The following is a 21,306-nucleotide window of genomic DNA, read 5'->3' as shown; positions in this document are numbered from 1 at the left end:
CCTCGGCCACCGCTCACGGCGCATGATCCGATGTCGAGGCGAGCGTGGGAGGTGGGCGTGACGCCGCATCCAGCAGGCGAACGACCTCGGCATCATCGAGTTGGTGAAAGTCCTCGTAAAAGGCGCCGATGGCGCCGAATGGGTGTGGAGCCTGGAGGCAAATGACCTCGTCGGCTTCGGCCCGCAGCTCCGGCAGGATGTCAAGCAGGATGTCAAGCGGCGCCACCGGCACCGCCAGCACCAGCCGTTTCGGGTTCGCGTGGCGCACCGACCGTAGGGCGGCGAGCATCGTCGCCCCGGTTGCAATGCCATCATCCACGAGAATGGCGGTGCGCCCAGCCACCGGCACGCGCGGACGGTCGCCGATGTACACGGCTCGCCGGCGCTCGATCTCCCGAAGCTGACGCCCCTTCTCCCTTCCGATCCAGGCATCGGTCACGAAGTCTGCAATATCCGGGTTGATGACGGTTTCGATATGGCCGCAGTCGGCCACAGCACCGACGGCCAACTCCGGCTGGAACGGCGCGACGATCTTGCGCACGAGCACGATGTCGAGCGGCGCATGGAGTGCTCCCGCCACCTCGACCGCCACCGCGACCCCGCCGCGCGGCAGAGCCAGGACGACGGGCTTCTCGTCGCAGAGATGCGTCAGCCGTGCGGCGAGGCGGCGGCCGGCCTCGATCCTGTCCCGGAACCGGAAAGGAATGCCGGGGCCGCTCATCGTTGCTGATCCTGGCGTCATGCTGTCCCCCGCTTGCCACCGTTCGACGTGTTTAGGCGTCCTTCGGGGAAGCTCTCTTCACACAGGTTAAGGGCACCTCCGGCAACAGGAGGTGGGGCTACCTCCTCATCGCCTGGACCCGGTCCGGGGCATGCTTGATCCAGGTTAACGTGTCTGGGCCGTTTTTGGTCGATAGAGGAGACGACACACGCGCCACCGTAACAAGCAGGAGGCACTCCCATGGCCGACACAAACGTGACGGAAAAGTCCCAACAGGAAGAGACCTCCCGGCGGGACACCACCTCCACCGGCGCGGCGGCTCAGCAGATCGCCGCCCGCAACCGGCACCCGATCCTGGCGTTGCGCGACGAGTTCGACCGGTTGTTCGACGAGGCGTCCTCAATGTTCCGCTTCCCCTGGAGCCGGCGCTCGCCGTTCGACCTGGAACCGTTGCTGCGCACGGAGTTGGAGAGCGCGGCGTTCGCGCCGCCGGCCGAGGTCGAGGAGCGCGCGGATGAATATCGGGTGACCATGGAAATGCCCGGCATGGACGAGCAAGCCGTGGACCTCAGCGTCCAGGACGACGTCCTGTCCATCAAGGCCGAGAAGAGCGAGGAAAAGGATGAGACGGGCGCCAACCGTTACGTCTCGGAGCGGCGCTACGGCCTGTGCGCGCGGTCGTTCCGCCTTCCCGCCAATGTGGACCGCGACCGCATCGCGGCCAGCATGAAGAATGGCGTCCTCACCGTCGTCCTTCCCAAGACCGAACCGGGCCAACCGTCCAAGCGGAAGATCGAAATCGCGAAGGCCTGAACGGCACGGCGTCGCGCCACGGAGTCATCGAGTGCCGGGCAGAACCGGCACTCCCTTTCCTTCACCGGTAGGTTCCCCATGGGCGAGCAGATCCACGAACCGCGTCCCCACGATCAGCGTCCGCAACCGGCCCGGCGCGACCGGCTGATCCAGGAGCATGTCCACGACCCATACAAGCGGGCGACCAAGCTGTCCGATCCGACGGTCTGCCCGCAATGCGGCGCCGTTTACCACCACGGGCGGTGGAGCTGGGGGCTGCCCGCCGTCGATGCCGTGAAGGAAGTGTGCCAGGCCTGCCACCGCGCCAACGACCGCTACCCCGCCGGCACCGTGACCCTGTCCGGCGGCTTCCTCGGCTCGCATCGCGACGAGATCCTGGCCGCCGTCCATCACCAGGAGCGCCTCGAAAAGGACGAGCATCCCCTGCACCGCATCATCGGCATCGAACATCGTGATGGTGACGTGGTGGTGACGACCACCGACGTGCATCTGCCCCGCCGCATCGGCGAGGCCCTGCACCACGCCTATGCTGGCGACCTCGACCTCCACTACGACAAGGATGCCTATTATGTCCGCGTTGCCTGGAGGCGCGACTTAACCGGGACCTGTCGGGCATTCGCGCCTGAGGGCGTGGGAAAGGGACGGCCATGCCGGAGTCGGACGGGGATGGCAACAGCCTGTTGCTGACGGACTATTACCAGCTCGCCATGGTCCAGACCTATGTCGAGCATGGCCTGACCGACGTGGCTTCGTTCGAACTGTTCGTGCGCAAGCTGCCGCCGGGGCGGAACTTCCTGATGGCCGCCGGGCTCGAACAGGCGGTGGAGTTCCTGGAGAGCGCCCGGTTCGGCGCGGACGAGATCGCCTGGCTTCGCGGCGAGGGCCGGGTCTCCGAGGCGGCCGTCGAGGCGCGGGCGAACTTTCGTTTCAACGGGGACGTGGACGCGCTGCCCGAAGGGACGGTCTTCTTCACCCACGAGCCGATCCTGCGGGTGACGGCGCCGTTGCCGCAGGCACAGCTCGTCGAAAGCCGCCTCATCAACCTGATCCATCTGGAGACCGTCATCGCCTCGAAGGCGGCGCGGCTGGTGCTGGCGGCGCGGCACCGCCCGCTCATCGATTTTGGACTGCGTCGCGCGCATGGGGCGGAGGCGGCACTGCTGGCCGCGCGGGCGAGCTATCTGGCGGGGTTCGCCGGAACCGCGACGGCGCTGGCCGCCATGCGCTTCGGCATCCCCGCCGTCGGCACCATGGCCCATTCCTTCATCCAGGCCCATGCCACCGAGAGGGAGGCCTTCGCCAACTTCGCGCGTTCCCGCCCGCGACAGCTCGTGCTGCTCCTGGACACCCACGACACCGAAGCGGCGGCCAGGACCGTGGTCGCGCTGACCCGCGATCTGGCCGGCGAGGGCATCCGGATCGACGGCGTGCGGCTCGACAGCGGTGATCTGGCCGCGCTCTCCCGCAAGGTGCGGGGCATCCTGGACGAGGGCGGCCTTGCCGGGACGCGCATCATCGCCAGCGGCGGTCTGGATGAGGCGGGGATCGCCGACCTCCTGGACGGCGGGGCGCCCATCGACAGCTTCGGCGTCGGCACCAGTCTGGGGACCTCCAGCGACGCGCCGGCGCTGGATTGCGCTTACAAATTGGTGGAGTACGCCGGCCTGCCGCGGCGCAAGCGGTCCGCCGGCAAGGCAACGTGGCCTGGACGCAAGCAGGTCTTCCGGCGCTATGGGGCGGAGGGCCGGATCGAGGCCGACCGGCTTTCGACCCTGGACAGTGACGAGGAGGGGCGGCCCCTGCTGGTGCCGGTGATGCGCGGCGGCCGGCGGGTGGCGCCGCTGCCGGACCTTCCGGCGATCCGGGCCCATGCGGCGGCGGAGCTGGCATCCCTTCCGGAAGCCCTGTCGCATCGGACCTCCGGGCCTCCTCTCCTGGTGGAGATCGCTCCGATTCTGGAACGCCTTGCCCGGGAGGCGGACCGGCGGGTCGACACCGTGTGAAGCAGAGCCTCGACCGGACAGTCAGGGCGGAACGGATGGGTGATGTCATGGATTCCTATCTGCATTTGGAATACATCGTGGAACGGCAGCAAAAGGCATGGACCGTGCGCATGCAGGGCGGTGACTGCGCCGGCTTCTTTCCGTCCCGGCGTGATGCTCTCAAGGCGGCGCTCGGAGATGCGGAGCGGGTGTGCAATCTCGGCCACCATGTGGACGTGTACGCCAGACGTGTGGACGGCAGCCTGAGACGGGTTGCGGCGCGCCCCGCCGACCAGCCATGAGCCGTGCCCGCCCGGAGGAGGCTTCCATGGGAAACGATGGCATCCTGCTCTTCGATCTGGACCCGGACTGGGGCCATGGGGCGCGGATCGCCCAGCATCTGAAGATGCCGGTGAGCCTTCACGAGGAGCGGGGCTTCGAGGACGGGGAACTCAAGGTCCGCCCGCTGGTGGGGGTGCGCAACAGGGACGTCTACGTGGTGCAGTCCCTGCAAGGCGATGCGGAGCGCAGCGTGCACGACAAGCTGTGCCGGCTGCTGTTCTTCGTCGGCGCGGTGAAGGACGCGTCCGCCGCGAGCGTGAGCGTCGTCACCCCCTATCTGGCCTACGCGCGCAAGGACCGGCGGACCAAGCCGCGCGATCCCGTGACCCTGCGCTATCTGGCCGGCATGATGGAGGCGGTTGGCGTGGACCGGGTCGTCGCGGTCGATGTCCACAACGAGGCGGCGTTCGAGAACGCCTTTCGCTGCCGGACGGAGCATCTGGAGGCGCGCAAGCTGTTCGCGGCGCATCTGGCGCCGCTGGTCGGCCAGGGGGGCGTGTCGGTGGTGTCTCCGGACGTCGGCGGGGTGAAGCGGGCCGAGCGGCTCCGGGAGTCCCTGGAACACGCCTTGGGTCGCGACGTTGGGCTCGCCTTCATGGAAAAGACGCGCAGCGGCGGCATGGTGCGGGGCGGGACGCTGGTTGGCGACGTCCAGGGGCGGACGGTGGCGATCCTCGACGACCTGATCAGCACCGGCACCACGATGATGCGCGCCGCCTCGGCCTGCCGCGCCGCGGGCGGTGGCCCGGTGTTCGCCCTCGCCACGCACGGGCTGTTCGTCGGCGGCGCCCCGACGGTCGTCGCCTCGCCGCTGTTCGACCATGTCGTCGTCACCGACACGCTGCCGCCGTTCCGCCTGCCGGAGAAGCTGGTGTCTCGCCGCGTGACGGTGCTGCCCACGGCCCCGCTGCTCGCGGAGGCCATCGCCCGCATTCACGGTGGCGGGTCGGTCAGCGACCTGCTGGCCGATTGACCTCCCGGTCGTCGTCCCCTGGCCGTTCGGGGATGAGGGCGCGTTTCAGAATCTTGCCGATCGTCAAGGTCGGCAAGGTCGTGCGGAACTCGATCCGCTGCGGTTGCTCGAAGCGTGACAGGCGGTGGGCAAGGAAGGCGCGCAACTCCGATTCCGACAGCGCGGACCCGGGCTGCGGCACGACGAAGGCCCGGATCGCCTGCCCGCGCACAGGGTCGGGCTCGCCCACCGCCGCGGCGTCGGCGACCTGCGGGTGCTGCTTGATGACCGCTTCGACGGTGCGCGGGTAGACGTGCTGCCCGCCGGTGACGATCAGGTCCTTCAGACGGTCCACGATATACAGGTAACCGCCGGCGTCGAGAAAGCCGATGTCCCCGGTGTGCAGATGGCCGCCGTCCATTGCCTGCGCCGTCGCCGGGGCGTCCTGCCAATAGCCGGCCATCAACTGCGGTCCGCTCACGCACACCTCGCCGATGCGGCCCTGGGACAGGAGCGTGCGGCGGTCGTCCAGCGCGACGATCTCGACCAGGGTGCCCGGCAGCGGCAGCCCCGCCGAGCCCGGCTTGTTCAGGCCGCTGAACGGGTTGCAGGTCACCACCGGCGAGGCTTCGGTCAGGCCGTAGCCTTCGGCCAGATAGGCCCCGGTGAGCTGCTGGAAGCGCTCCAGCAGCAGCGGCGGCAGGCTGACGCCTCCCGACACGCACAGGCGCAGCGACGACAGATCGTAGCGGTTCAGGTGGGGAAAGGCGGCAATGGCCTGGAACAGGCGCGGCACGCCGCTGAAGATGGTCGGGCGTTTGCGCTGGATGATCTCCAGGATTTCGCGCACGTCCACCCGCGGCAGCAGGATCAGCTCTGCCCCCAACGCCAGAGCGAAGTTCATCACGCCGGTCATGCCGAACACGTGGAAGAAGGGCAACACCGCCAGCACCCGTTCACGGCCCGGTTCGGCGCCGGTGAACCAACGGCGGCACTGGATCGCGTTGGCGTACAGGCCCGCATGGGTCAGGACAGTGCCCTTGGGAACGCCGGTGGTGCCGCCCGTGTATTGCAGCACCGCGGGGTCGGCGCGCGGCTGCAACCGTCTGGATGGTGGAGCGGGCAACGACACGCTGACGGGCGGTGGCGGCAACGATACGCTGGACGGCGGTGCGGGAGACGACCGCCTTGTTGGCGGAACCGGGGACGACGTCCACATCGTGGACAGTGCGGGCGACGTGGTGGTCGAGGCGGTCAACCAGGGCTTCGACGAGGTGCGCACCAGCCTCGCCGCTTATACGTTGGGCGCCAACGTGGAGGCGCTGATCCACACCGGCAGCGGTCCTTTCAGCGGAACCGGCAACACGCTGGACAATCGGCTGAGCGGGGCCGACGGCGACGACAGCCTGTCGGGCGGAACCGGCAACGACACATGATCGGTGGGGCCGGAGCCGACACGCTGGAGGGTGGTACGGGCATCGACACCGCCAGCTACGCCGCGGCGGCCGGTCCGGTGGCGGTGGACCTCGCCGCGGAGGCCGGCACCGCCGGAGACGCCGCGGGCGATGTGCTGCTCGGGATCGAGAACCTGACCGGTTCATCCCTCGCCGACACGCTGCGCGGCGACGACGGGGCCAACCTCCTGGACGGCGGAGCCGGCGACGACAGCCTATCGGGCGGAACCGGCAACGACACACTGATCGGCGGGACCGGCAACGACACTGCGCTGTTCGCTGGCAATGCCCGCGACTACTTGGCGACGAAGACAGGCTCGACCTGGACAATCCAGGCGCTGAGCGGGGATGAGGGCACCGACACGCTGCTGGGCGTGGAATGGGCGCAGTTCGCCGATGCGCGGCTGCGGCTCGACGCCAACAATTCGCCGCTGCTGTCGGGCAACTTGTCGGCGGCAGCGGACGAGGACGCGGCGCCGCTGACGGTGGACCTGCTGCAGGGGGCCTGGGACTTCGAAGGCAGTGCCCTGGAGGTGGCGAACTTGGTTCAGACCGGTGGGCCGGCAGCGGCCGCGACCTTGAATGGCGGACTGCTGACGCTGGCCCCCACTCAGTTCGACTGGTTGGCGGCGGGGCAGAGCGCGGTGCTGACTTTCGCCTACGGCGTCACGGACGGCATCGACGCGACAGCGCGGACGTTGACCGTGACCATGCAGGGGCGCAACGACGTACCAGTGGTGGAGGCTCCGCTGACCGCAGCGACGGATGAGGACGCGGCTCCGTTGGTGGTTGACCTGCTGCACGGGGCGCACGACCCCGACCAGGGCGACACGCTGGCGGTGACCGGCTTCCACCAGACCGGCGGGCGGGACCTGACGGTCGGGCGCGACGGCTTGTCGCTGACGCTCGACTCGAGCCAATTCAACGGCCTCGGCGAGGGTGAGGGCGAGACGCTGACCTTCGCCTACGGCATCACCGACGGCACGGCCTCGACTGCCCAGACACTTACTATCGTTGTACAGGGGCGGAACGAGGTCCCTGTGATCGTGGAAGGCACCTCGGCAAGCGACATCCTGGCCGGAACCTCCGGAGCGGACATGCTGTACGGCTATGACGGTGACGATACCCTGGTTGGCGGTCCCGGCAACGACACCCTGATCGGCGGCAGCGGGGGCGATGCCTTCCGATTTGTGTCGTCCACAGATGGCGTTGATACCATCACTGATTTCCAACCGGGCGAAGACCGGATCGAGGTTGCCGGACCAGCCTTCGGCGGGTTGTCTCCAGGGGACTTGGATTCCGGCCTCTTTGCCTTGAACACGCCGGCCGACGCCGACGACCGCTTCGTGTTCGACACCACGACCCACGTGCTGTCCTACGACCCGGACGGTATCGGGGCAACGGCGGCGACTCCGCTTGCCGTGCTCAACGTCGGGACACTCTCCGCGAGCGATATCTGGGTGGTGCCGCCGGCTTGATGCCGGTGCTCCACCCTGGCTTTCCGGGTTGCGTGTCCGTCAAAGGGAGGTTGGCGGACACACCGTAGACCAGTTTCGGGTGTCCGCTTCAGGGCAGAAGCTCACTCAAGCTGCGGCGGAAAGGGCCGGGCTCGCCCGCCCTGGTGCTGTCGCGAAAAGGCGCGGAAAGGACAGTTTCACCTTGAAGGGCCCGCTTGCGCCGTGAGGCGAATGAGCCGATATTCGCATCATGACATGAGGCGAACGTTGCCTCATTCGCCTCATCGGAGAAGCGGATGTACATCTGGCAACGCGACGACTGGCCGAGCTTCCGATGGGACGCCGCCCGCCTCATCCAACCGCTGGCGGCCGCGGCGCGCCGGCATGGAGCCCTCTCCGGGCTCCTCTACCCCTTGGGAGAACAGGACCGGCTGCTGGTCCAGTCCGACGCGGTGACCGAGGACGCGATCCAGTCGTCGCGCATCGAAGGCGAGACGCTGGCCCGCGACAGCGTCCGTGCGTCCGCCCGGCGACGCCTCGGCCTCGAAGCCGGTCCCGGAGGGTTGAGCGACCGCCGGGCGGATGGGGCCGTCGCGATGCTGCTGGACGCTACCCGGGACCCGAGCCGTCCCCTGACGGACGAAACCCTCTTCGGCTGGCATGCCGCCCTGTTTCCGACCGGTTGGTCGGAGATGAGGCGGATACCGGTCGGGCAATGGCGCCCGGGGCCGGAGCCGATGCAGGTGGTGTCCGGACCGGCGCATAACCCCGTCGTACATTACGAGGCCCCTCCGGCGGACGCCGTGCCGGCGGAGATGGCCCGTTTCCTGACCTGGTTCAACGACCCGGCCGAACGTGCGGCGCTCGACCCGGTGTTGCGGGCTGGCTTGGCGCAGCTGTGGTTCCTGACCATCCACCCCTTCGAGGACGGCAATGGCCGAATCGGGCGCGCCATCGCCGACCGGGCTCTTGCGCAGGACGAGGCGATGCCGCAGCGGCTGCTGAGCCTGTCGCAGGCCATCGCGGGGGACCGTGAGGGGTACTGGGACCGGCTGGAGGAGACCCAGAAGGGGAACGGCGATGTGACCACTTGGTTGGCGTGGTTCGTCGACGCTTACGACCGCTCGGCTCGCGACGCCGAGGTGGCGATCGGCGGCGTGCTCCGCCGCACGAAGATGCTGGACCAGGCGCGCCAAGCCGGCGTCACGCCGCGTCAGGAGGCTGTGCTCGTTCGCATGCTGGACCCGGAATGGAAAGGCTTCATGACGTCGCCGAAGTGGGCGAAGCTGACAGACTGCAGCATGCCGACGGCGCAGCGGGACATTGCCGACCTCGTGGCCAAAGGGCTTCTGGCCGCCAACCCGGGCGGAAGCAAGAACAGCTCCTATCGCCTCGCCGGCCCCTTGGCTCCAGCCGACATGGCACCGGCGACGCTCCAGCCGTTTTTCGCCGAACCGACGGAGGAAGGGCGCCGAAAAGCGAAGGCGCTGGTTCGGGCGATGAGTCCCGATGAGATCCGGCTGCGCCTGACCGTGTCGGAAGCGCTCGCCGGCCAGTGGGCGGGCGACCCCTCGCGGGCCACGGCCCTCCCAGCCTTGCGGACGGGAATCGAGCTGCTGGTGGGAGAAGGGGCTGGACGGCAGGCGCCGCGGAGCTCGGCACGCTCCTCAGCGCGGGAGAGATAGATCGCCCCATGCCGCCGGCTCCGTCGCCTTAGGCACTTCTGGTTGGTATGGCGACACGTTGACCCATGGATTGATCGTTTTCCGGTCAATGGTATAGCCCTGAGCCCTCGCGCATGCTTCGGTGAGTATCCGCTGTTGATCGATCATTCGAGCACGGGAAAAATCGGCGATGACGCCAGAGTAAAGCGCTAGCGAGGTCGTGAGAAACAGCACAAAACTGATCGTGTTCAAGATATTAGCGTAATTGCGCTCAGCCCAGGCCTGGATAGCCTCCGCCGAGGCGATATATGGAGCGATTATCGGGCGATTGCACCATCTGTTGAGAGTAGCTGCAGCCGTCTCGACGCGGAAGCGGACGGACGCGATCCAAGGTGCTGTTCCAGGGCCAATTCTCAACGATACCCGGCGCCACAACGGGTAAAGCACAATGCCGCAAAGCCTTAGACCGATTTGAAGGCAGGCGACCAGTTGCGGCAGGACGGCTATGACGATGCCCAGGAGGAAATACGCGATAATTGGAGCAAGGAGTTCTGTAATCTCGCGTGAGCCGAGGTTGGCCCGACAATCCGACACATAGGTGTACGGCAGCACAGATTGAAAGATGGCGATTGCCGCTCCGATGCCACCCAGGTGGGCCGTTACGACGAGAGAACGGAACCGTTCGACGGTGATAGGGGGTGATGATGTCATGGTGGGGGTAATCGCGTGAGAAGGGTGGTTGAAAGTAGGTCCAGGGCGCCAGCAGCGTTCCTGCTTCAGGGATGATCAAACCACCGCTTGATGCGTGGCCCAACTGCGCACAGAAGCTCTTCGGATATGACTGCTGCCCCGCGGAATAGGCTCAACACGGGCAACACGTATGATTGGTCACCTCAGGATGAAGCTTTCAATTACCCACAAGCTGCGGCGCGATTTCCGAGCCCAAGGCAATGTCGATCAGGCGGGACATGCCCCGCCACATGACGGTGTTTCCCGGTGGGGGATCACAGCCGCGAGCGAGATAGCCGCCGAGTTTGGCGACTTTGGTTAGATAGATGCCCAGGGTGTTGCTGCCGGGCGCGGTTGGAGCCTTGTTCGGGATCAGGAAATCGAGGATCTTCTGCTCGCGTTCGGTGAAAACGATTCCTGCGTCGATGTCCGGAGCCGATCGGTTGATCATCGTCAGCCAAAAGACCCGCCAACTCACCAAGCAGTAGACGGCGATCAACTTCACCAGGCGGTCGGCGCTTCGGAGGCGAGCCTCCTCGGCCTTGCAGCCTGATTTCAGGATCTTGTGAAACAACTCGATTTTTCACCTCACCGAATACCAACGGAGCTTCTCAATGGCGTCCTCGTTCGAGAGGACAGGCAGATCGGTGAGGAGCTTCCAATCAATGCGCGGCCGGTCGGCGGGCGCGTCACGTTCTCGGGCACGCAGGACCGTCAGGGAGAGGGCCGGATAGCGACTCTGCTTTCCGACCGGTGGCAAGATCCGCAGGCTGCGGTAGGTCAGTTCGACCTTCGCCGTGTCGAGGCGACCTTTGCCATTTCGGACAGCAACGGCATGCACGCCTTGGGCGGCGACCTCATCCATCACGGCGTCGACGGTTGTATCGCCACCAAGGGCGAGCCGATCGACGCAGGTCCGCACCAGGAAATGCGTGCCCATCTTCTGAGCCAAGCAGAACAGCTCGTAGATGTCGCTCTCGCGATCGCCGACGTGGATGCAGCGTCCCGGATCGCCGAACAGTTCCGTGGTCCGGCGCAGGCTCTCCAGCCAGCGGACACTCTCCTTCTGCTCGATGGGAACTCGCGTCGGGTTGATCTTTCTCTTGAGGGCGGCGGTTCCCTTGAATTTGGTCCGAGTCCAGAACTTGACCGCGCCGAGCCCCAGGGGAAGACCCTCGGTCGTGACCGCCAGACTGGCGTGCATCAGCAACCCACACACGGTGTGCATGCGGAACCGGCCCTCCTCGTCCTGGCCGCTGTTGACCCGGACGGTCTGGCCAATCTTCTCAGGATGCTCACGCTGGAAGGAAAACTCCGTGGTGTCCTGAATGACCAGGATGGGGCCGGAGGCTGCGGCGACCCGCGCGCGTGTCGAATCGAAGTGGCCGGAGAGAATATCCGCGTCGCTCACCCGCTCGTTGGCGAAGAACCGGTAGGCCGCCTTGGTGTTGGCCCAGTCCTGGCAGGCCAGCGGAATGCTGTTGCCCATCCCCCCGGCCATCTGATCGAGCAACGTGCTCAAACGTCGCCCCAGCCGCTCGTCGGCAAAGTGGCAGCCGGCGAGTTCATCCTCGATCCAGGCGTTGGTTCCCGTGGCCATCAGCACCTCCCGAGCATCGTTCGATGTCAACAGGCCACGGATGGCCGGCATTCGAGGTGGAGACCGCCGTCATCAGCTGTGCTGCCGGATGTGGGTAATTGAAAGAGGATGAAGGCCATGTAGGAGCTGTCGCCGACTTGGCCGGGAGTGGAAAAGATTGCGCCGGAACCTTTGCCGGTGAAGGTCATGGACTCATCAATGGTGCCGTTGCGGTCGAGGTCGATGCGTGCGGTGGCGCCCTTGAAGCCGTCGGCTCCGGCCAACTCTTCCCACTTCAGCGTGGACAGGCCTGGGCGCCAGCCCCAGGCGGTCACCCACTCGCCCGGCTCCAGGTCGGTGATGGTTGACCAGGTCACGCCACCACCACGCGCATCCACAAAAAAGGTGTCAGTCCCCGCCCCGCCGGTGAGGAAATTCGATCTCGCGCCGCCGTCCAGCACGTCGTCGCCGGCCCCGCCGTCGATCGCGTCGTCACCGGCAACCGAATTGATGAAGTCGCTGAGGTCGCTTCCACATATGGCTTCCGATGAGCTATCGCCGATGTACATGTTCCGCAGGCCCGCGACCGGGCCGACATAGAGCTGCATTTCAAGCTCGCGGCTGACCCCTCCCGACCAGACGGCCAAGCGTCGGCTGGGATCGATCACCGGTACGGGCGCTTGTGGGGGCGGAGCCTGCGGGGACGGTGCCGCTGGTGGCGAAGTTTGGGGAGTTGGCGCCTCTGGAGCAGGCGTCGGGGTTGGTGTCGGCGCGAGTTGCGACACCGCATCCACGGCATCGAGAGCTCGGTCCGTGAACGCCAAGGAATCAATACGGCGCAGGCGGTCGACGAAACCTGCGCCCGTCACGACGAGATCCGCGCCGTCCTGGGCAATCGTCACCGCGGTCGAGGCAATGCCGAACACCGCGGTGTCGGTGCCGTCGCCGCCGTCGAGCAGATTGTTGCCCGAGCCTCCGACCAACGTGTCATCTCCGGCCAGTCCGAGCAGCGTGTCATTGCCGGCGCTCCCTTCGAGGCGATTGGCGCCATCGCTCCACACCGTTGATCCATCCCCCGCCGTCAGCGTTCCGGGGTCGGTGCCGACGATGAGATCGTCGCCGCGGGACCCGACGGCGTCCTCGATGGCGGCACCATAGTATAGGAAACGGCGAGGTGAGGGCTTATGGCGCCCGGCCGCAAATCGAGATGCACTCCGGACCAACCGGAAAACCACCCAGCGAGGGGAAGCGGATCGCCGGGACGCCGAAGAAGCGCCCCGCTCCCCGCTTCACCGGCGAGGGTGACCGACGCAAGAGAAGCGTCGATGGTGTCGCGGCCTGCGGCGTCCCAGAGCGCGGCCAAAGGATACCGGCCGTCCACAGCGTAGACGTCGTCGCCCGTGCGCGTGCTGCGGTTGGCTCCATAATAGGCTTGCAGCACCGCGACATCCGCAAGCATCGGGCCGATGGGTTCGACCGTCTCCCCGGAGGCCAGCAGGTCGGGGCCCGGCGCCGTGTACGCCATCATGGTCCAGCCGCGGTGCCATTGCTCCCAAGCCGCACGCGGGTCTCCTGCCGCCGGAGCGGGGTCCCCGCTGTCAAAGGGATGCGTGAGACCGAGCGCATGGCCGATTTCATGCACGATGGTGCCGTAAAACAGCCCGCCCCGGCTGAGATCGTCGGGAATTCCGAAGCGGTCCACGTCGAACGCGACGAGCCCCGACCGCGGGCTGTACATCAGCGGTGACACGCCCAAGACGAATGGCATGGTGGAGCGCTTCAACGGCCGCATCGGCCGCGACGTGCTCGTCATCACCGTCGGCACCCACCGCTCGCTGGAGCGCCTGCTGCAGGGCTACAACGTCGCTTACAACGCCCGTCGGCAGCGCGTGCTCGAGGGCAAAGCGCCCAACGACATCGTCAAGGCGCGCCTGCGCCGCAAGCCCGAACTGGCCAATTCTCATTACCGACCGCCTGACGATCCCTGTCGCCTCCCCAAAGCGATGGTGGTGGTCGAACCCGCCAAGGAGGTGTCGCATCCGGACAAATAGCCAGTCTTTCACGTCGGGGCGATCGGGGAAAAATCACCCGTATGGGACCAAGAAAGGCGAATTTGAACACGAACGTGGTGTTGAGCGGCATCGGCGTGGTGGGCGTGCGGCATCGGACCGGACCTTGGCCGAACTGATCGGCCCACCGCCGAGTGTTACGGGCCGCCCGTTGCTGGAGCCCCACAGAAAGCGAGGGGGGCTGGCGCCTCGTATGGCTCAGCGGCGCCTTGAGCGGTCATGCGCGCTGGTGGCGGTCCACAGGACGGCGTTGCGCCGGGCACGGCCGACCTCCTCGACGAGACCGCGCGCTTCGCGGAGGCGAAGGACGGAGATCACGGCCACCGCCAAGCGCCGGAATTCCAACGGGCGAAGCGCGACGTTCCGCTCGGCGCAGAGCGCGCGGACGATGTCGGAGGTGGACAGCGGGCGGGAGGCGTCCCGCAGCACGCGCAGGGCGTCGTCGGCAATCACACTCCGTTCGGTCGCGTGGCGCGGGCTCACGGGACTGGCCGTCGGGGCCGAGGCCGGCCGGGAGTGGCTGAACAGCCGGATGGCTCCTTCGAGGCACGTCAACTCCTGGTCGAGCGCGGCCACTTGCCGGGCCAGGTCCGAGCGGCGTGCGTCAAGTTCCGCATGCTTGTCCGCCAACGCGGAGAGGATCGCGTGAGAAGCATCATCCACTGCCGGGGCAACCGGCTGGGACTGGGCAAACGCATTCGACATTGGATGGCGGCTCCTCCCGCGTCTTTCGAAACACCATTGGCCGATCGGGCAAGCCGCTCCCTGGAAAGCGTCTTTTGTAACATAGGATATATCTTATGGTGATTGGCGCCGCAACGCCGTGCATTCCTCAGAATGGACAGCATCGCCAGCCAGTTTGGCGCCATTCTGCGCGACCTGCGGACAGCCCAAGGCCTTTCCCAGGAGGAGCTCGCGTTCCGCGCCGGAATGAGCGTGCCTTATCTCAGCGATCTGGAACGCGGCCGTTCCAGTCCATCGCTTGCCATGGTGGTCGATTTGGCGCGTGCTCTGGCGACGCACCCGTCCGTCATGCTGGAGGGCTTGATCATCGAAGGGGGCGCCGAACCGCCGCGGCGCAAGCGTCCCAAGGACTGATGGTGCAGGGCGCCAGCCCCAGTTCCCTGCGTGGGACGTCGTCTTCATGAAAAAGGGCGGACCCGGTTGGATCCGCCCCATTCTGCATCCGTTCTGTCAAGCTCCAGCTTCGCTTGATCTCAGCCATTCTCAATCATTGAGTGAAACTTCTCAATCATTGAGTGAAACTTCTCAATCATAGAGTTCGGTTTCTCAAACTTTGCGTTAACGACCAACAAGCACGCTTACACGTCCAGGTTGGCTACCTTCAGGGCGTTCTCCTGGATGAACTCGCGGCGCGGCTCGACGATGTCGCCCATCAGGGTGGAGAAGACCTCCTCCGCTTGGTCGGCGTGGTTGACCTTCACCTGCAACAGCGAACGCTTTGTCGGGTCCAGCGTGGTTTCCCAGAGCTGGTCGGGATTCATCTCGCCCAAGCCCTTGTAGCGCTGGATCGTCACGCCTCGGCGGCCGAGTTCCATCACCGTGTCGAACAGGGCGACGGGGCCGGTCAGGCTGCGGCTCTCCTTCTGCTTCTCGAAGGCGCGGCCCGGCTCGGCGTAGACGCGCTTGAGGTCCGCCGCGATGGCGTCCAGTTTGCGGGCCTCGGCGCTCTTCAGCAGGTCGGCGTCCAGATGGTGGCGGTGGGTCACGCCGCGGCGCGTCCGCACCAGCGCATAGCCGCCCTGGAGCAGGCTCTCGCCGCGCCATCCGCCTTCCGCGTCCAGCGCGTTCAGCCGGGCGGCGACCGTCTCGGCCGCCTGCTGCGCCTGGGCGGTGTCCTGCGAGAGGGCGACCGATAGGGCGCCGCTCACCGCCGCCGATTCCACCACCGCCAGGTTGCCGGCCTTGCGGGCAAGCGTCTCGATGTGCAGGCGGGCGCCGCGCGCCTGCTCGACCATCTCGCGCAACGGCTCGCCGTTCAGCAGGGAGCCGTCGGCGGGGCGCACGGACAGGTCGCCCAGCGCCGCCTCGATCAGATACTCCTCCAACGCCCGGTCGTCCTTCAGGTACCGCTCCTTCGCGTTGCCGCGCTTGATGCGGTAGAGCGGCGGCTGGGCGATGTAGAGATAGCCGCGCTCGATCAGCTCCGGCATCTGCCGGAAGAAGAAGGTCAGCAGGAGCGTGCGGATGTGGCTGCCGTCCACGTCCGCGTCGGTCATGATGATGATCTTGTGGTAGCGCGTCTTGTCCGGGTTGAACTCGTCGCGCCCGATGCCGGTGCCCAGCGCCGCGATCAGCGTGCCGATCTCGGCCGAGGACAGCATCTTGTCGAAGCGCGCCCGCTCCACGTTCAGGATCTTGCCGCGCAGCGGCAGGATGGCCTGGAATTGGCGCGACCGGCCCTGCTTGGCCGAGCCGCCCGCCGAATCGCCCTCCACGATGAAGAGTTCGGACAGCGCCGGGTCGCGCTCCTGGCAGTCGGCCAGCTTGCCGGGCAGGGACGCGATGTCGAGCGCACCCTTGCGCCGGGTCAGCTCGCGCGCCTTGCGGGCGGCCTCACGGGCGGCGGCGGCCTCGACCACCTTCTGGACGACGCGCTTGGCGTCCGCCGGATGCTCCTCGAAATACTGGGCGAGGCATTCGCCCACCACCGCCTCGACCACCGGGCGGACTTCGGAGGAGACCAGCTTGTCCTTGGTCTGGCTGGAGAATTTCGGGTCGGGCACCTTCACCGACAGCACGCAGGTCAGCCCCTCGCGCGCGTCGTCGCCGGAGAGGTTGACCTTCTCCTTCTTCGCGATGCCCGACTCGTTGGCGTAGTTGTTGATCGCCCGCGTCAGCGCCGCGCGGAAGCCGGCGAGGTGGGTGCCGCCGTCCTTCTGCGGGATGTTGTTGGTGAAGCAGAGGGTCGTCTCGTGGTAGCTGTCGTTCCACTGGAGCGAGCATTCCACGGTGACCACGCCGCCATGCTCGGTCGGGCGCTCCGCCTTGATCGAGATGGCCGGCTTGTGCAGCGGTACCTTGGAGCGGTCGAGCCAGTTCACGAAGGCTTCCAGCCCGCCTTCGTAGTGCAGGTCCTGGACCTTCGGCTCCACCCCGCGGGCGTCGGTCAGCACCAGCCGCACGCCGGAGTTCAGGAAGGCCAGCTCGCGCAGCCGGTGTTCCAGCGTCGCGAAGTCGAATTCGGTGTTGGTGAAGGTGTCCTTGGACGGCAGGAAGGTGACCTCGGTGCCGGAGAGCGGCTTCTGCCCGCCGTTGCCGTCGTCGACCATCGGGGCCGCGCCGATGTCGGCCAGCCGCTCGTCGGCGACGCCGTGACGGAAGCGCATGAACCATTCGCGGCCGTTGCGCCAGATCCGCAGCTCCAGCGTCTCCGACAGGGCGTTCACCACCGACACGCCCACGCCGTGCAGGCCGCCCGACACCTTGTAGGAGTTCTGGTTGAACTTGCCGCCGGCGTGGAGCTGGGTCATCACGACCTCCGCCGCCGACACGCCCTCTTCGGAGTGGATGTCGGTGGGGATGCCGCGGCCGTTGTCGCGCACCGTGACCGACCCGTCGGCGTTGAGCTGCACCACGACCGCGTCGCAGTAGCCGGCCAGCGCCTCGTCGATCGCGTTGTCCACGACCTCGTAGACCATGTGGTGAAGTCCGGAGCCGTCATCGGTGTCGCCGATGTACATGCCCGGACGCTTGCGCACGGCGTCCAGCCCGCGCAAGACGGTGATCGATTCCGCGCCGTAATCCTGCTGCGGGAGGTCGTTCTTCAGTGCTTCCTGTGCCATGGTGCGACTATAGCAGACTGCGTTGGGTTTCGGCGGAATACCGTACTTCGGTAGGTGATTTTCTGGGCTTTTGAGCCCTTATTTCGGGAGCTAGGCCGGGGTCACGGTCGCATCCTCGATGTGGAAGCGTTTGGCCGCACCGCCGAGCGGCCCGAAGACCGAATCGTCGGTGCCGGTCATCCAGGCCTGCGCGCCCAGCGCCAGGATTTCGTCGAACAGCGCCTCGCGCCGTTGCGGGTCGAGATGGGCGGCCACCTCGTCCAGCAGCAGCAGCGGGGCGGCCCCGCGCTCCGCCGCCAGCAGGCGGGCGTTGGCCAGCATGATGGCGATCAGAAGCGCCTTCTGCTCCCCGGTGGAGCAGAGCGCCGCCGGCATGTCCTTCTGGGCGTGGCGCACCGCGAGGTCGCTCTTGTGCGGCCCCAGCGTGGCCCCGCCGCTGTCCGAATCGGCCCGCCGGCTGTCGCGCAAGGAACGGCGCAGAGCGTCCTCGGCGGCCAGGGCGGGACCGTCGTCGAGCCAGCGCTCCACCGCGCCCTGGACCGTCAGGTCGGCGCCGGGGAAGGGGCCGACGGCCCGCCCGCAGGCGGCGCGCAGCCGCTGCACCACGTCGCGGCGGGCGGCGGCCACGGCGACTCCGGTGGTCGCCATCTGGTCCTCCAGCCCGCTCAGCCAGCCCTCGTCGCCGTTCCAGCCGCGATGCCCCTCGCGCAGCAGGCGGGCGCGCTCGCGCAGGGCGTGCTCGTAGCGGCTGAGCCGCCCAGCGTGGGCGGGGTCGAAGCCGAAGACGAGGCGGTCGAGGAAGCGGCGGCGCCCGCTGGAGCCCTCGAGGAACAGCCGGTCCATCTGCGGGGTCAGCCAGACGACGGCGACATGCTCGGCCAGCACGGTCTGGCCCTTGGCGGGGTGGCCGTCCACCCGGACGACGCGGCGGTCGCGTTCGGCGCCCGACGCCGCCTGGGGGCCGATCTCGCGGCCGGTGCCGATCTCCACCGGGCCGGTGGGGGTGTCCAGAACGGCGGCGACCGCCCAGCCGGCGCCGGTGCCATTGCCGGCGCTGCCGCCGATCCGCTCGACCTCCGACAGTTTGGCGCCGCGCAGGCCGCGTCCGGGGGCGAGGAAGCTGACCGCTTCGAGCAGGTTGGTCTTGCCGGCGCCGTTCGGCCCGGTCAGCACCACCGGGCGGTGGTCGGGCTCCAGGCGCGCGCTGTCATAACCGCGGAAGCGGGTCAGGGTGAGGCGCGTCACCGCCAAAGCGGCCGGGGTGTCCATCGCAGGGATGGGATAGGGCGAAGTCTGTCTGGCGTCGAGCAAAGCGTCCGATCCGGGATGCGGGGACCGGGCCGCCGGACCCCGTCAAGCACGGGGTCCGGAGCGCACCGGTCCGAAAAGCGCCGATCCATCCGGACCGGTCACACACGCATCGGCATCAACACGTAAAGGGCCGTGGAGTCGGCGACGTCGCGCACGATGGTCGGCGAGGCGGCGTCGGCCAGCGAGAAGCGCGCGCCCTCGCCCTCGATCTGCTGCGTGATATCAAGCAGATAGCGAGAGTTGAAGCCGATTTCCAGGGGGCCTTCCTGGTAATTGACCTCCAGTTCCTCGGTGGCGCTGCCGGCCTCGGGGCTGGTCGCCGACAGGGTCAGAGTGCCGCGGGTCAGCGACAGCTTCACCGCCCGGCTCTTCTCGGTGGAGATGGTGGCGACGCGGTCCACGGCGGCGGCGAACAGCTTGGCGTCCACCTCCATCGTCTTGTCGTTGCCGACCGGGATGACCCGCTCATAGTCCGGGAAAGTGCCGTCGATCAGCTTGGAGGTCACCACCACCGAATCGAAGGCGAAGCGGATCTTGTTGTCCGACAGCGACAGCTCGATGCGGTCGGCGGCCTCGTCGATCAGTTTGCGGATCTCGTTCACGGTCTTGCGCGGCACGATGACGCCGGGGATGCCGGCGGCCCCCTCCGGCAGCGGCATCTCGACCCGCGCCAGACGGTGGCCGTCGGTCGCCACGGCGCGCAGCACCGGCAGCTCGGCCCCACCGGCCTTGGCCTTGGCGGCGTGCAGGTAGATGCCGTTGAGGTAGTAGCGCGTCTCTTCGGTCGAGATGGCGAAGCGGGTGCGGTCGACCAGCGCCCGCAGGTCGCCCGCCGTCAGGTCGAAGCGGTTCGGCAGGTCGCCGCCGGAGAGCTGCGGGAAATCGTCGATCGGCAGGCAGGACAGCTTGAACTGCGACCGGCCCGCGCGCAGCGTCAGGATCGTGCCGTCGCCGCCGATGTCCAGCTCCACCTGGCTGCCGTCGGGCAGCTTGCGCACGATGTCGTACAGCGTGTGGGCCGGGGCGGTGGTGCCGCCGGCGCGGGTCACCGTGGCCGGGACCGTTTCGACGATCTCCAGGTCCATGTCGGTGGCGGCGAGCGACAGCTCGCCGTCGCTCGCCCGCAGCAGCACGTTGGACAGAATAGGGATGGTGTTCCTGCGCTCCACCACGCTCTGCACATGACCAAGGGACCGGAGAAGGGCGGCGCGTTCGATGATGATGTTCATGCTGGTCGTCGTCTCGGCAGGTCGTGTTCTTTTGCGATTCGCAGGCGTACCCATGCCGGTCCGGCCGCAATCCAGCGGGCCGGAACGGGGGCGCATGATACCACAACGTCGGTTTTGCCGAACCAAATTCGTTCGGCGCGGTCGGGCGGTCGCCGGAAACGACGATTCCAGCCCATCCGGAGGCCCGTGACGCCCCCGCGGGGTGCCGCCGTAGGGGGGAATGCGGCCGGGGCGGGAGGGCACGCGATTCGCGCCGTGGCGACTCTACCGCCCGCTCTCCGCCGCGAATTGCGCGTCCAGCCCGGCGCGGTAGTCGGGGTAGGTCAGCGTCACGCCGAGCTGGCGTTTGATGCGATCGTTCTTCACCCGCCGGCAGTCGGCGTAGAAGCTGGCGGCCATCAGCGACAGCCCGGCCTCCTCGAAGGGCACCAGCGGCGGCGGCTCGACGCCCAGCAGGCCGCAGGCGTAGCTCACCACCTCGTGGGAGGGGGAGGGCAGGTCGTCGGCGACGTTGTAGACCGCGCCCAGCGTCGGCTTGTCCATCGAGGCGCGCAGCGTCGCCGCGATGTCCTCCACATGGATGCGGCTGAACACCTGCCCGGGTTTGTCCACCCGCCGGGCGGTGCCGTCGCGCACGTTGTCCAGAGCGCTGCGCCCCGGCCCGTAGATGCCGGCCAGCCGGAAGAGATGCATCGGCACGCCGTACTGACGGTAGAGGTTCAGCCAGCCGCGCTCCGCCTCGACGCGGCGTTTCTGCCGCTCGCCGGTCGGGCGCAGCCACGCCGCCTCGCCCACCCATTCGCCCTTGGTGTCGCCGTAGACCCCGGTGGTGGAAAGATAGCCGGCCCAGTCGAGCGTCCGCAGGTCCGCCAGATCCATGGCGTGCTGGTCGAGCACCGGGTCGCCCCGCTCGTCGGGCGGGACGCTGACCAGCAGATGGGTGGTGCCGGCCAGCGCGGCGCGGGCGTCCTCCAGCGGGCGGCCCCGGTCGAACAGGAACGCCTCGATGCCCTGCGCCTCCAGGGCGGCGCGCTTGTCCTCGCCGCGGCAGGTGGCGGCGATCCGCCAACCCTCGGCCTTCAGCCGGTCGGCGAACACGCGGGCGGTGAAGCCCAGGCCGAAGACGAACAGACGGGGAGAAGCCATGTCTTGCGGGGTCCTTGCGTCGGAGGCGGCAATGACGGAGTGTAAGGCCGCC

At 67.6% G+C, this 21,306-nt stretch carries 22 protein-coding genes; 10 read left to right on the top strand and 12 right to left on the bottom strand.

The genetic code is table 11. The features are described from left to right. Positions 1-13: 13 nt before the first annotated feature. A complete protein-coding gene (locus ACFPMG_RS35275) occupies positions 14-721 on the bottom strand; it encodes a phosphoribosyltransferase (RefSeq protein WP_377000847.1) in 708 nt (235 codons plus the stop codon). Positions 722-961: 240 nt separating this feature from the next. On the opposite strand from ACFPMG_RS35275, the gene ACFPMG_RS35270 reads away from it, so the two are divergent. The 5 genes from ACFPMG_RS35270 (at position 962) to ACFPMG_RS35250 (ending at position 4,831) form a co-directional block, all read left to right on the top strand. Beyond that, positions 962-1,534 carry an Hsp20/alpha crystallin family protein gene (locus ACFPMG_RS35270; RefSeq protein ID WP_377000845.1) on the top strand — a complete coding sequence of 191 codons (573 nt, stop codon included), beginning with the start codon at positions 962-964 and terminating at the stop codon, positions 1,532-1,534. Positions 1,535-1,612: 78 nt separating this feature from the next. Beyond that, positions 1,613-2,221 (top strand): BCAM0308 family protein, encoded by a 609-nt coding sequence (locus ACFPMG_RS35265; protein WP_377000843.1) that lies wholly within the window; start codon positions 1,613-1,615, stop codon positions 2,219-2,221. Next, positions 2,182-3,537 (top strand): nicotinate phosphoribosyltransferase, encoded by a 1,356-nt coding sequence (locus tag ACFPMG_RS35260; protein ID WP_377000841.1) that lies wholly within the window; start codon positions 2,182-2,184, stop codon positions 3,535-3,537. The genes ACFPMG_RS35265 and ACFPMG_RS35260 overlap by 40 nt, the downstream gene beginning before the upstream one ends. 47 nt (positions 3,538-3,584) lie before the next feature. Continuing rightward, the gene (locus ACFPMG_RS35255; protein WP_377000839.1) at positions 3,585-3,818 is read left to right on the top strand and encodes a hypothetical protein; all 234 of its coding nucleotides are present in this window, start codon (positions 3,585-3,587) and stop codon (positions 3,816-3,818) included. Between the two features lie 26 nt (positions 3,819-3,844). Beyond that, positions 3,845-4,831 carry a ribose-phosphate diphosphokinase gene (locus tag ACFPMG_RS35250; protein ID WP_377000837.1) on the top strand — a complete coding sequence of 329 codons (987 nt, stop codon included), beginning with the start codon at positions 3,845-3,847 and terminating at the stop codon, positions 4,829-4,831. Here the strand turns inward: ACFPMG_RS35250 and ACFPMG_RS35245 are convergent. Continuing rightward, the gene (locus ACFPMG_RS35245; RefSeq protein WP_377000835.1) at positions 4,809-5,942 is read right to left on the bottom strand and encodes an AMP-binding protein; all 1,134 of its coding nucleotides are present in this window, start codon (positions 5,940-5,942) and stop codon (positions 4,809-4,811) included. The two genes, ACFPMG_RS35250 and ACFPMG_RS35245, sit on opposite strands and share 23 nt — an antisense overlap. On the opposite strand from ACFPMG_RS35245, the gene ACFPMG_RS35240 reads away from it, so the two are divergent. The 3 genes from ACFPMG_RS35240 (at position 5,875) to ACFPMG_RS35230 (ending at position 9,406) form a co-directional block, all read left to right on the top strand. After that, positions 5,875-6,246, top strand: coding sequence for a calcium-binding protein (locus ACFPMG_RS35240; RefSeq protein WP_377000833.1), 372 nt, complete (start codon positions 5,875-5,877; stop codon positions 6,244-6,246). The genes ACFPMG_RS35245 and ACFPMG_RS35240 overlap by 68 nt on opposite strands. Then, entirely contained in the window at positions 6,243-7,742 is a 1,500-nt protein-coding gene (locus ACFPMG_RS35235; protein ID WP_377000831.1) for a calcium-binding protein, read from the top strand. Before ACFPMG_RS35240 ends, ACFPMG_RS35235 begins: the two co-directional genes overlap by 4 nt. 275 nt (positions 7,743-8,017) lie before the next feature. Next, positions 8,018-9,406, top strand: coding sequence for a Fic family protein (locus ACFPMG_RS35230; RefSeq protein ID WP_377000829.1), 1,389 nt, complete (start codon positions 8,018-8,020; stop codon positions 9,404-9,406). Here ACFPMG_RS35230 and ACFPMG_RS35225 read toward each other — a convergent pair. The 5 genes from ACFPMG_RS35225 to ACFPMG_RS35205 form a co-directional block, all read right to left on the bottom strand. Continuing rightward, entirely contained in the window at positions 9,389-10,096 is a 708-nt protein-coding gene (locus tag ACFPMG_RS35225; RefSeq protein WP_377000827.1) for a hypothetical protein, read from the bottom strand. The two genes, ACFPMG_RS35230 and ACFPMG_RS35225, sit on opposite strands and share 18 nt — an antisense overlap. 196 nt (positions 10,097-10,292) lie before the next feature. Further along, complete coding sequence (locus ACFPMG_RS35220) at positions 10,293-10,688, bottom strand: IS4 family transposase (protein WP_377000825.1); 396 nt, start codon at positions 10,686-10,688, stop codon at positions 10,293-10,295. Positions 10,689-10,697: 9 nt separating this feature from the next. Continuing rightward, positions 10,698-11,714 (bottom strand): IS4 family transposase, encoded by a 1,017-nt coding sequence (locus tag ACFPMG_RS35215; protein ID WP_377000823.1) that lies wholly within the window; start codon positions 11,712-11,714, stop codon positions 10,698-10,700. A 26-nt stretch (positions 11,715-11,740) separates the two neighbouring features. Next, entirely contained in the window at positions 11,741-12,754 is a 1,014-nt protein-coding gene (locus ACFPMG_RS35210) for a hypothetical protein (RefSeq protein WP_377000821.1), read from the bottom strand. Between the two features lie 20 nt (positions 12,755-12,774). Continuing rightward, a complete protein-coding gene (locus ACFPMG_RS35205) occupies positions 12,775-13,461 on the bottom strand; it encodes a zinc metalloprotease (protein ID WP_377000819.1) in 687 nt (228 codons plus the stop codon). On the opposite strand from ACFPMG_RS35205, the gene ACFPMG_RS35200 reads away from it, so the two are divergent. Continuing rightward, the gene (locus ACFPMG_RS35200) at positions 13,460-13,744 is read left to right on the top strand and encodes a zinc-binding metallopeptidase family protein (protein WP_377000816.1); all 285 of its coding nucleotides are present in this window, start codon (positions 13,460-13,462) and stop codon (positions 13,742-13,744) included. The two genes, ACFPMG_RS35205 and ACFPMG_RS35200, sit on opposite strands and share 2 nt — an antisense overlap. A 216-nt stretch (positions 13,745-13,960) precedes the next feature. Here the strand turns inward: ACFPMG_RS35200 and ACFPMG_RS35195 are convergent, their stop codons facing one another. Continuing rightward, the gene (locus ACFPMG_RS35195) at positions 13,961-14,467 is read right to left on the bottom strand and encodes a hypothetical protein (protein ID WP_377000814.1); all 507 of its coding nucleotides are present in this window, start codon (positions 14,465-14,467) and stop codon (positions 13,961-13,963) included. A gap of 132 nt (positions 14,468-14,599) precedes the next feature. Here ACFPMG_RS35195 and ACFPMG_RS35190 point away from each other — a divergent pair, with 132 nt between their 5' ends. Continuing rightward, complete coding sequence (locus tag ACFPMG_RS35190; RefSeq protein WP_377000812.1) at positions 14,600-14,860, top strand: helix-turn-helix domain-containing protein; 261 nt, start codon at positions 14,600-14,602, stop codon at positions 14,858-14,860. Between the two features lie 224 nt (positions 14,861-15,084). Here ACFPMG_RS35190 and gyrB read toward each other — a convergent pair whose 3' ends face one another. The 4 genes from gyrB to ACFPMG_RS35170 all read right to left on the bottom strand — a co-directional run bounded on the left by gyrB (position 15,085) and on the right by ACFPMG_RS35170 (position 21,254). After that, on the bottom strand, positions 15,085-17,568 hold the full coding sequence (gyrB, locus tag ACFPMG_RS35185) for a DNA topoisomerase (ATP-hydrolyzing) subunit B (protein WP_377000810.1): 2,484 nt from the start codon (positions 17,566-17,568) through the stop codon (positions 15,085-15,087). Between the two features lie 90 nt (positions 17,569-17,658). Next, entirely contained in the window at positions 17,659-18,837 is a 1,179-nt protein-coding gene (recF, locus tag ACFPMG_RS35180; RefSeq protein WP_377000871.1) for a DNA replication/repair protein RecF, read from the bottom strand. A 140-nt stretch (positions 18,838-18,977) separates the two neighbouring features. Then, positions 18,978-20,108, bottom strand: a complete 1,131-nt coding sequence (dnaN, locus tag ACFPMG_RS35175) for a DNA polymerase III subunit beta (protein ID WP_377000808.1) — start codon at positions 20,106-20,108, stop codon at positions 18,978-18,980. Positions 20,109-20,372: 264 nt separating this feature from the next. After that, entirely contained in the window at positions 20,373-21,254 is an 882-nt protein-coding gene (locus ACFPMG_RS35170; protein ID WP_377000806.1) for an SDR family oxidoreductase, read from the bottom strand. Between the last annotated feature and the right edge of the window lie 52 nt (positions 21,255-21,306).

The organism is Azospirillum himalayense (assembly GCF_042657465.1).
Lineage (GTDB): Bacteria > Pseudomonadota > Alphaproteobacteria > Azospirillales > Azospirillaceae > Azospirillum > Azospirillum himalayense.
Note: the sequence above shows the minus strand (reverse complement) of the source record. Positions and strands in the feature narration are given on the sequence as shown.

Coding starts and splice junctions, on each gene's coding strand:
- ACFPMG_RS35275 (WP_377000847.1), bottom strand. CDS start 721: ATGAGCGGCCCCGGCATTCCTTTCCGGTTCCGGGACAGGATCGAGGCC.
- ACFPMG_RS35270 (WP_377000845.1), top strand. CDS start 962: ATGGCCGACACAAACGTGACGGAAAAGTCCCAACAGGAAGAGACCTCC.
- ACFPMG_RS35265 (WP_377000843.1), top strand. CDS start 1,613: ATGGGCGAGCAGATCCACGAACCGCGTCCCCACGATCAGCGTCCGCAA.
- ACFPMG_RS35260 (WP_377000841.1), top strand. CDS start 2,182: ATGCCGGAGTCGGACGGGGATGGCAACAGCCTGTTGCTGACGGACTAT.
- ACFPMG_RS35255 (WP_377000839.1), top strand. CDS start 3,585: ATGGATTCCTATCTGCATTTGGAATACATCGTGGAACGGCAGCAAAAG.
- ACFPMG_RS35250 (WP_377000837.1), top strand. CDS start 3,845: ATGGGAAACGATGGCATCCTGCTCTTCGATCTGGACCCGGACTGGGGC.
- ACFPMG_RS35235 (WP_377000831.1), top strand. CDS start 6,243: ATGATCGGTGGGGCCGGAGCCGACACGCTGGAGGGTGGTACGGGCATC.
- ACFPMG_RS35230 (WP_377000829.1), top strand. CDS start 8,018: ATGTACATCTGGCAACGCGACGACTGGCCGAGCTTCCGATGGGACGCC.
- ACFPMG_RS35225 (WP_377000827.1), bottom strand. CDS start 10,096: ATGACATCATCACCCCCTATCACCGTCGAACGGTTCCGTTCTCTCGTC.
- ACFPMG_RS35215 (WP_377000823.1), bottom strand. CDS start 11,714: ATGGCCACGGGAACCAACGCCTGGATCGAGGATGAACTCGCCGGCTGC.
- ACFPMG_RS35200 (WP_377000816.1), top strand. CDS start 13,460: ATGGTGGAGCGCTTCAACGGCCGCATCGGCCGCGACGTGCTCGTCATC.
- ACFPMG_RS35205 (WP_377000819.1), bottom strand. CDS start 13,461: ATGCCATTCGTCTTGGGCGTGTCACCGCTGATGTACAGCCCGCGGTCG.
- ACFPMG_RS35195 (WP_377000814.1), bottom strand. CDS start 14,467: ATGTCGAATGCGTTTGCCCAGTCCCAGCCGGTTGCCCCGGCAGTGGAT.
- ACFPMG_RS35190 (WP_377000812.1), top strand. CDS start 14,600: ATGGACAGCATCGCCAGCCAGTTTGGCGCCATTCTGCGCGACCTGCGG.
- gyrB (WP_377000810.1), bottom strand. CDS start 17,568: ATGGCACAGGAAGCACTGAAGAACGACCTCCCGCAGCAGGATTACGGC.
- recF (WP_377000871.1), bottom strand. CDS start 18,837: ATGGACACCCCGGCCGCTTTGGCGGTGACGCGCCTCACCCTGACCCGC.
- dnaN (WP_377000808.1), bottom strand. CDS start 20,108: ATGAACATCATCATCGAACGCGCCGCCCTTCTCCGGTCCCTTGGTCAT.
- ACFPMG_RS35170 (WP_377000806.1), bottom strand. CDS start 21,254: ATGGCTTCTCCCCGTCTGTTCGTCTTCGGCCTGGGCTTCACCGCCCGC.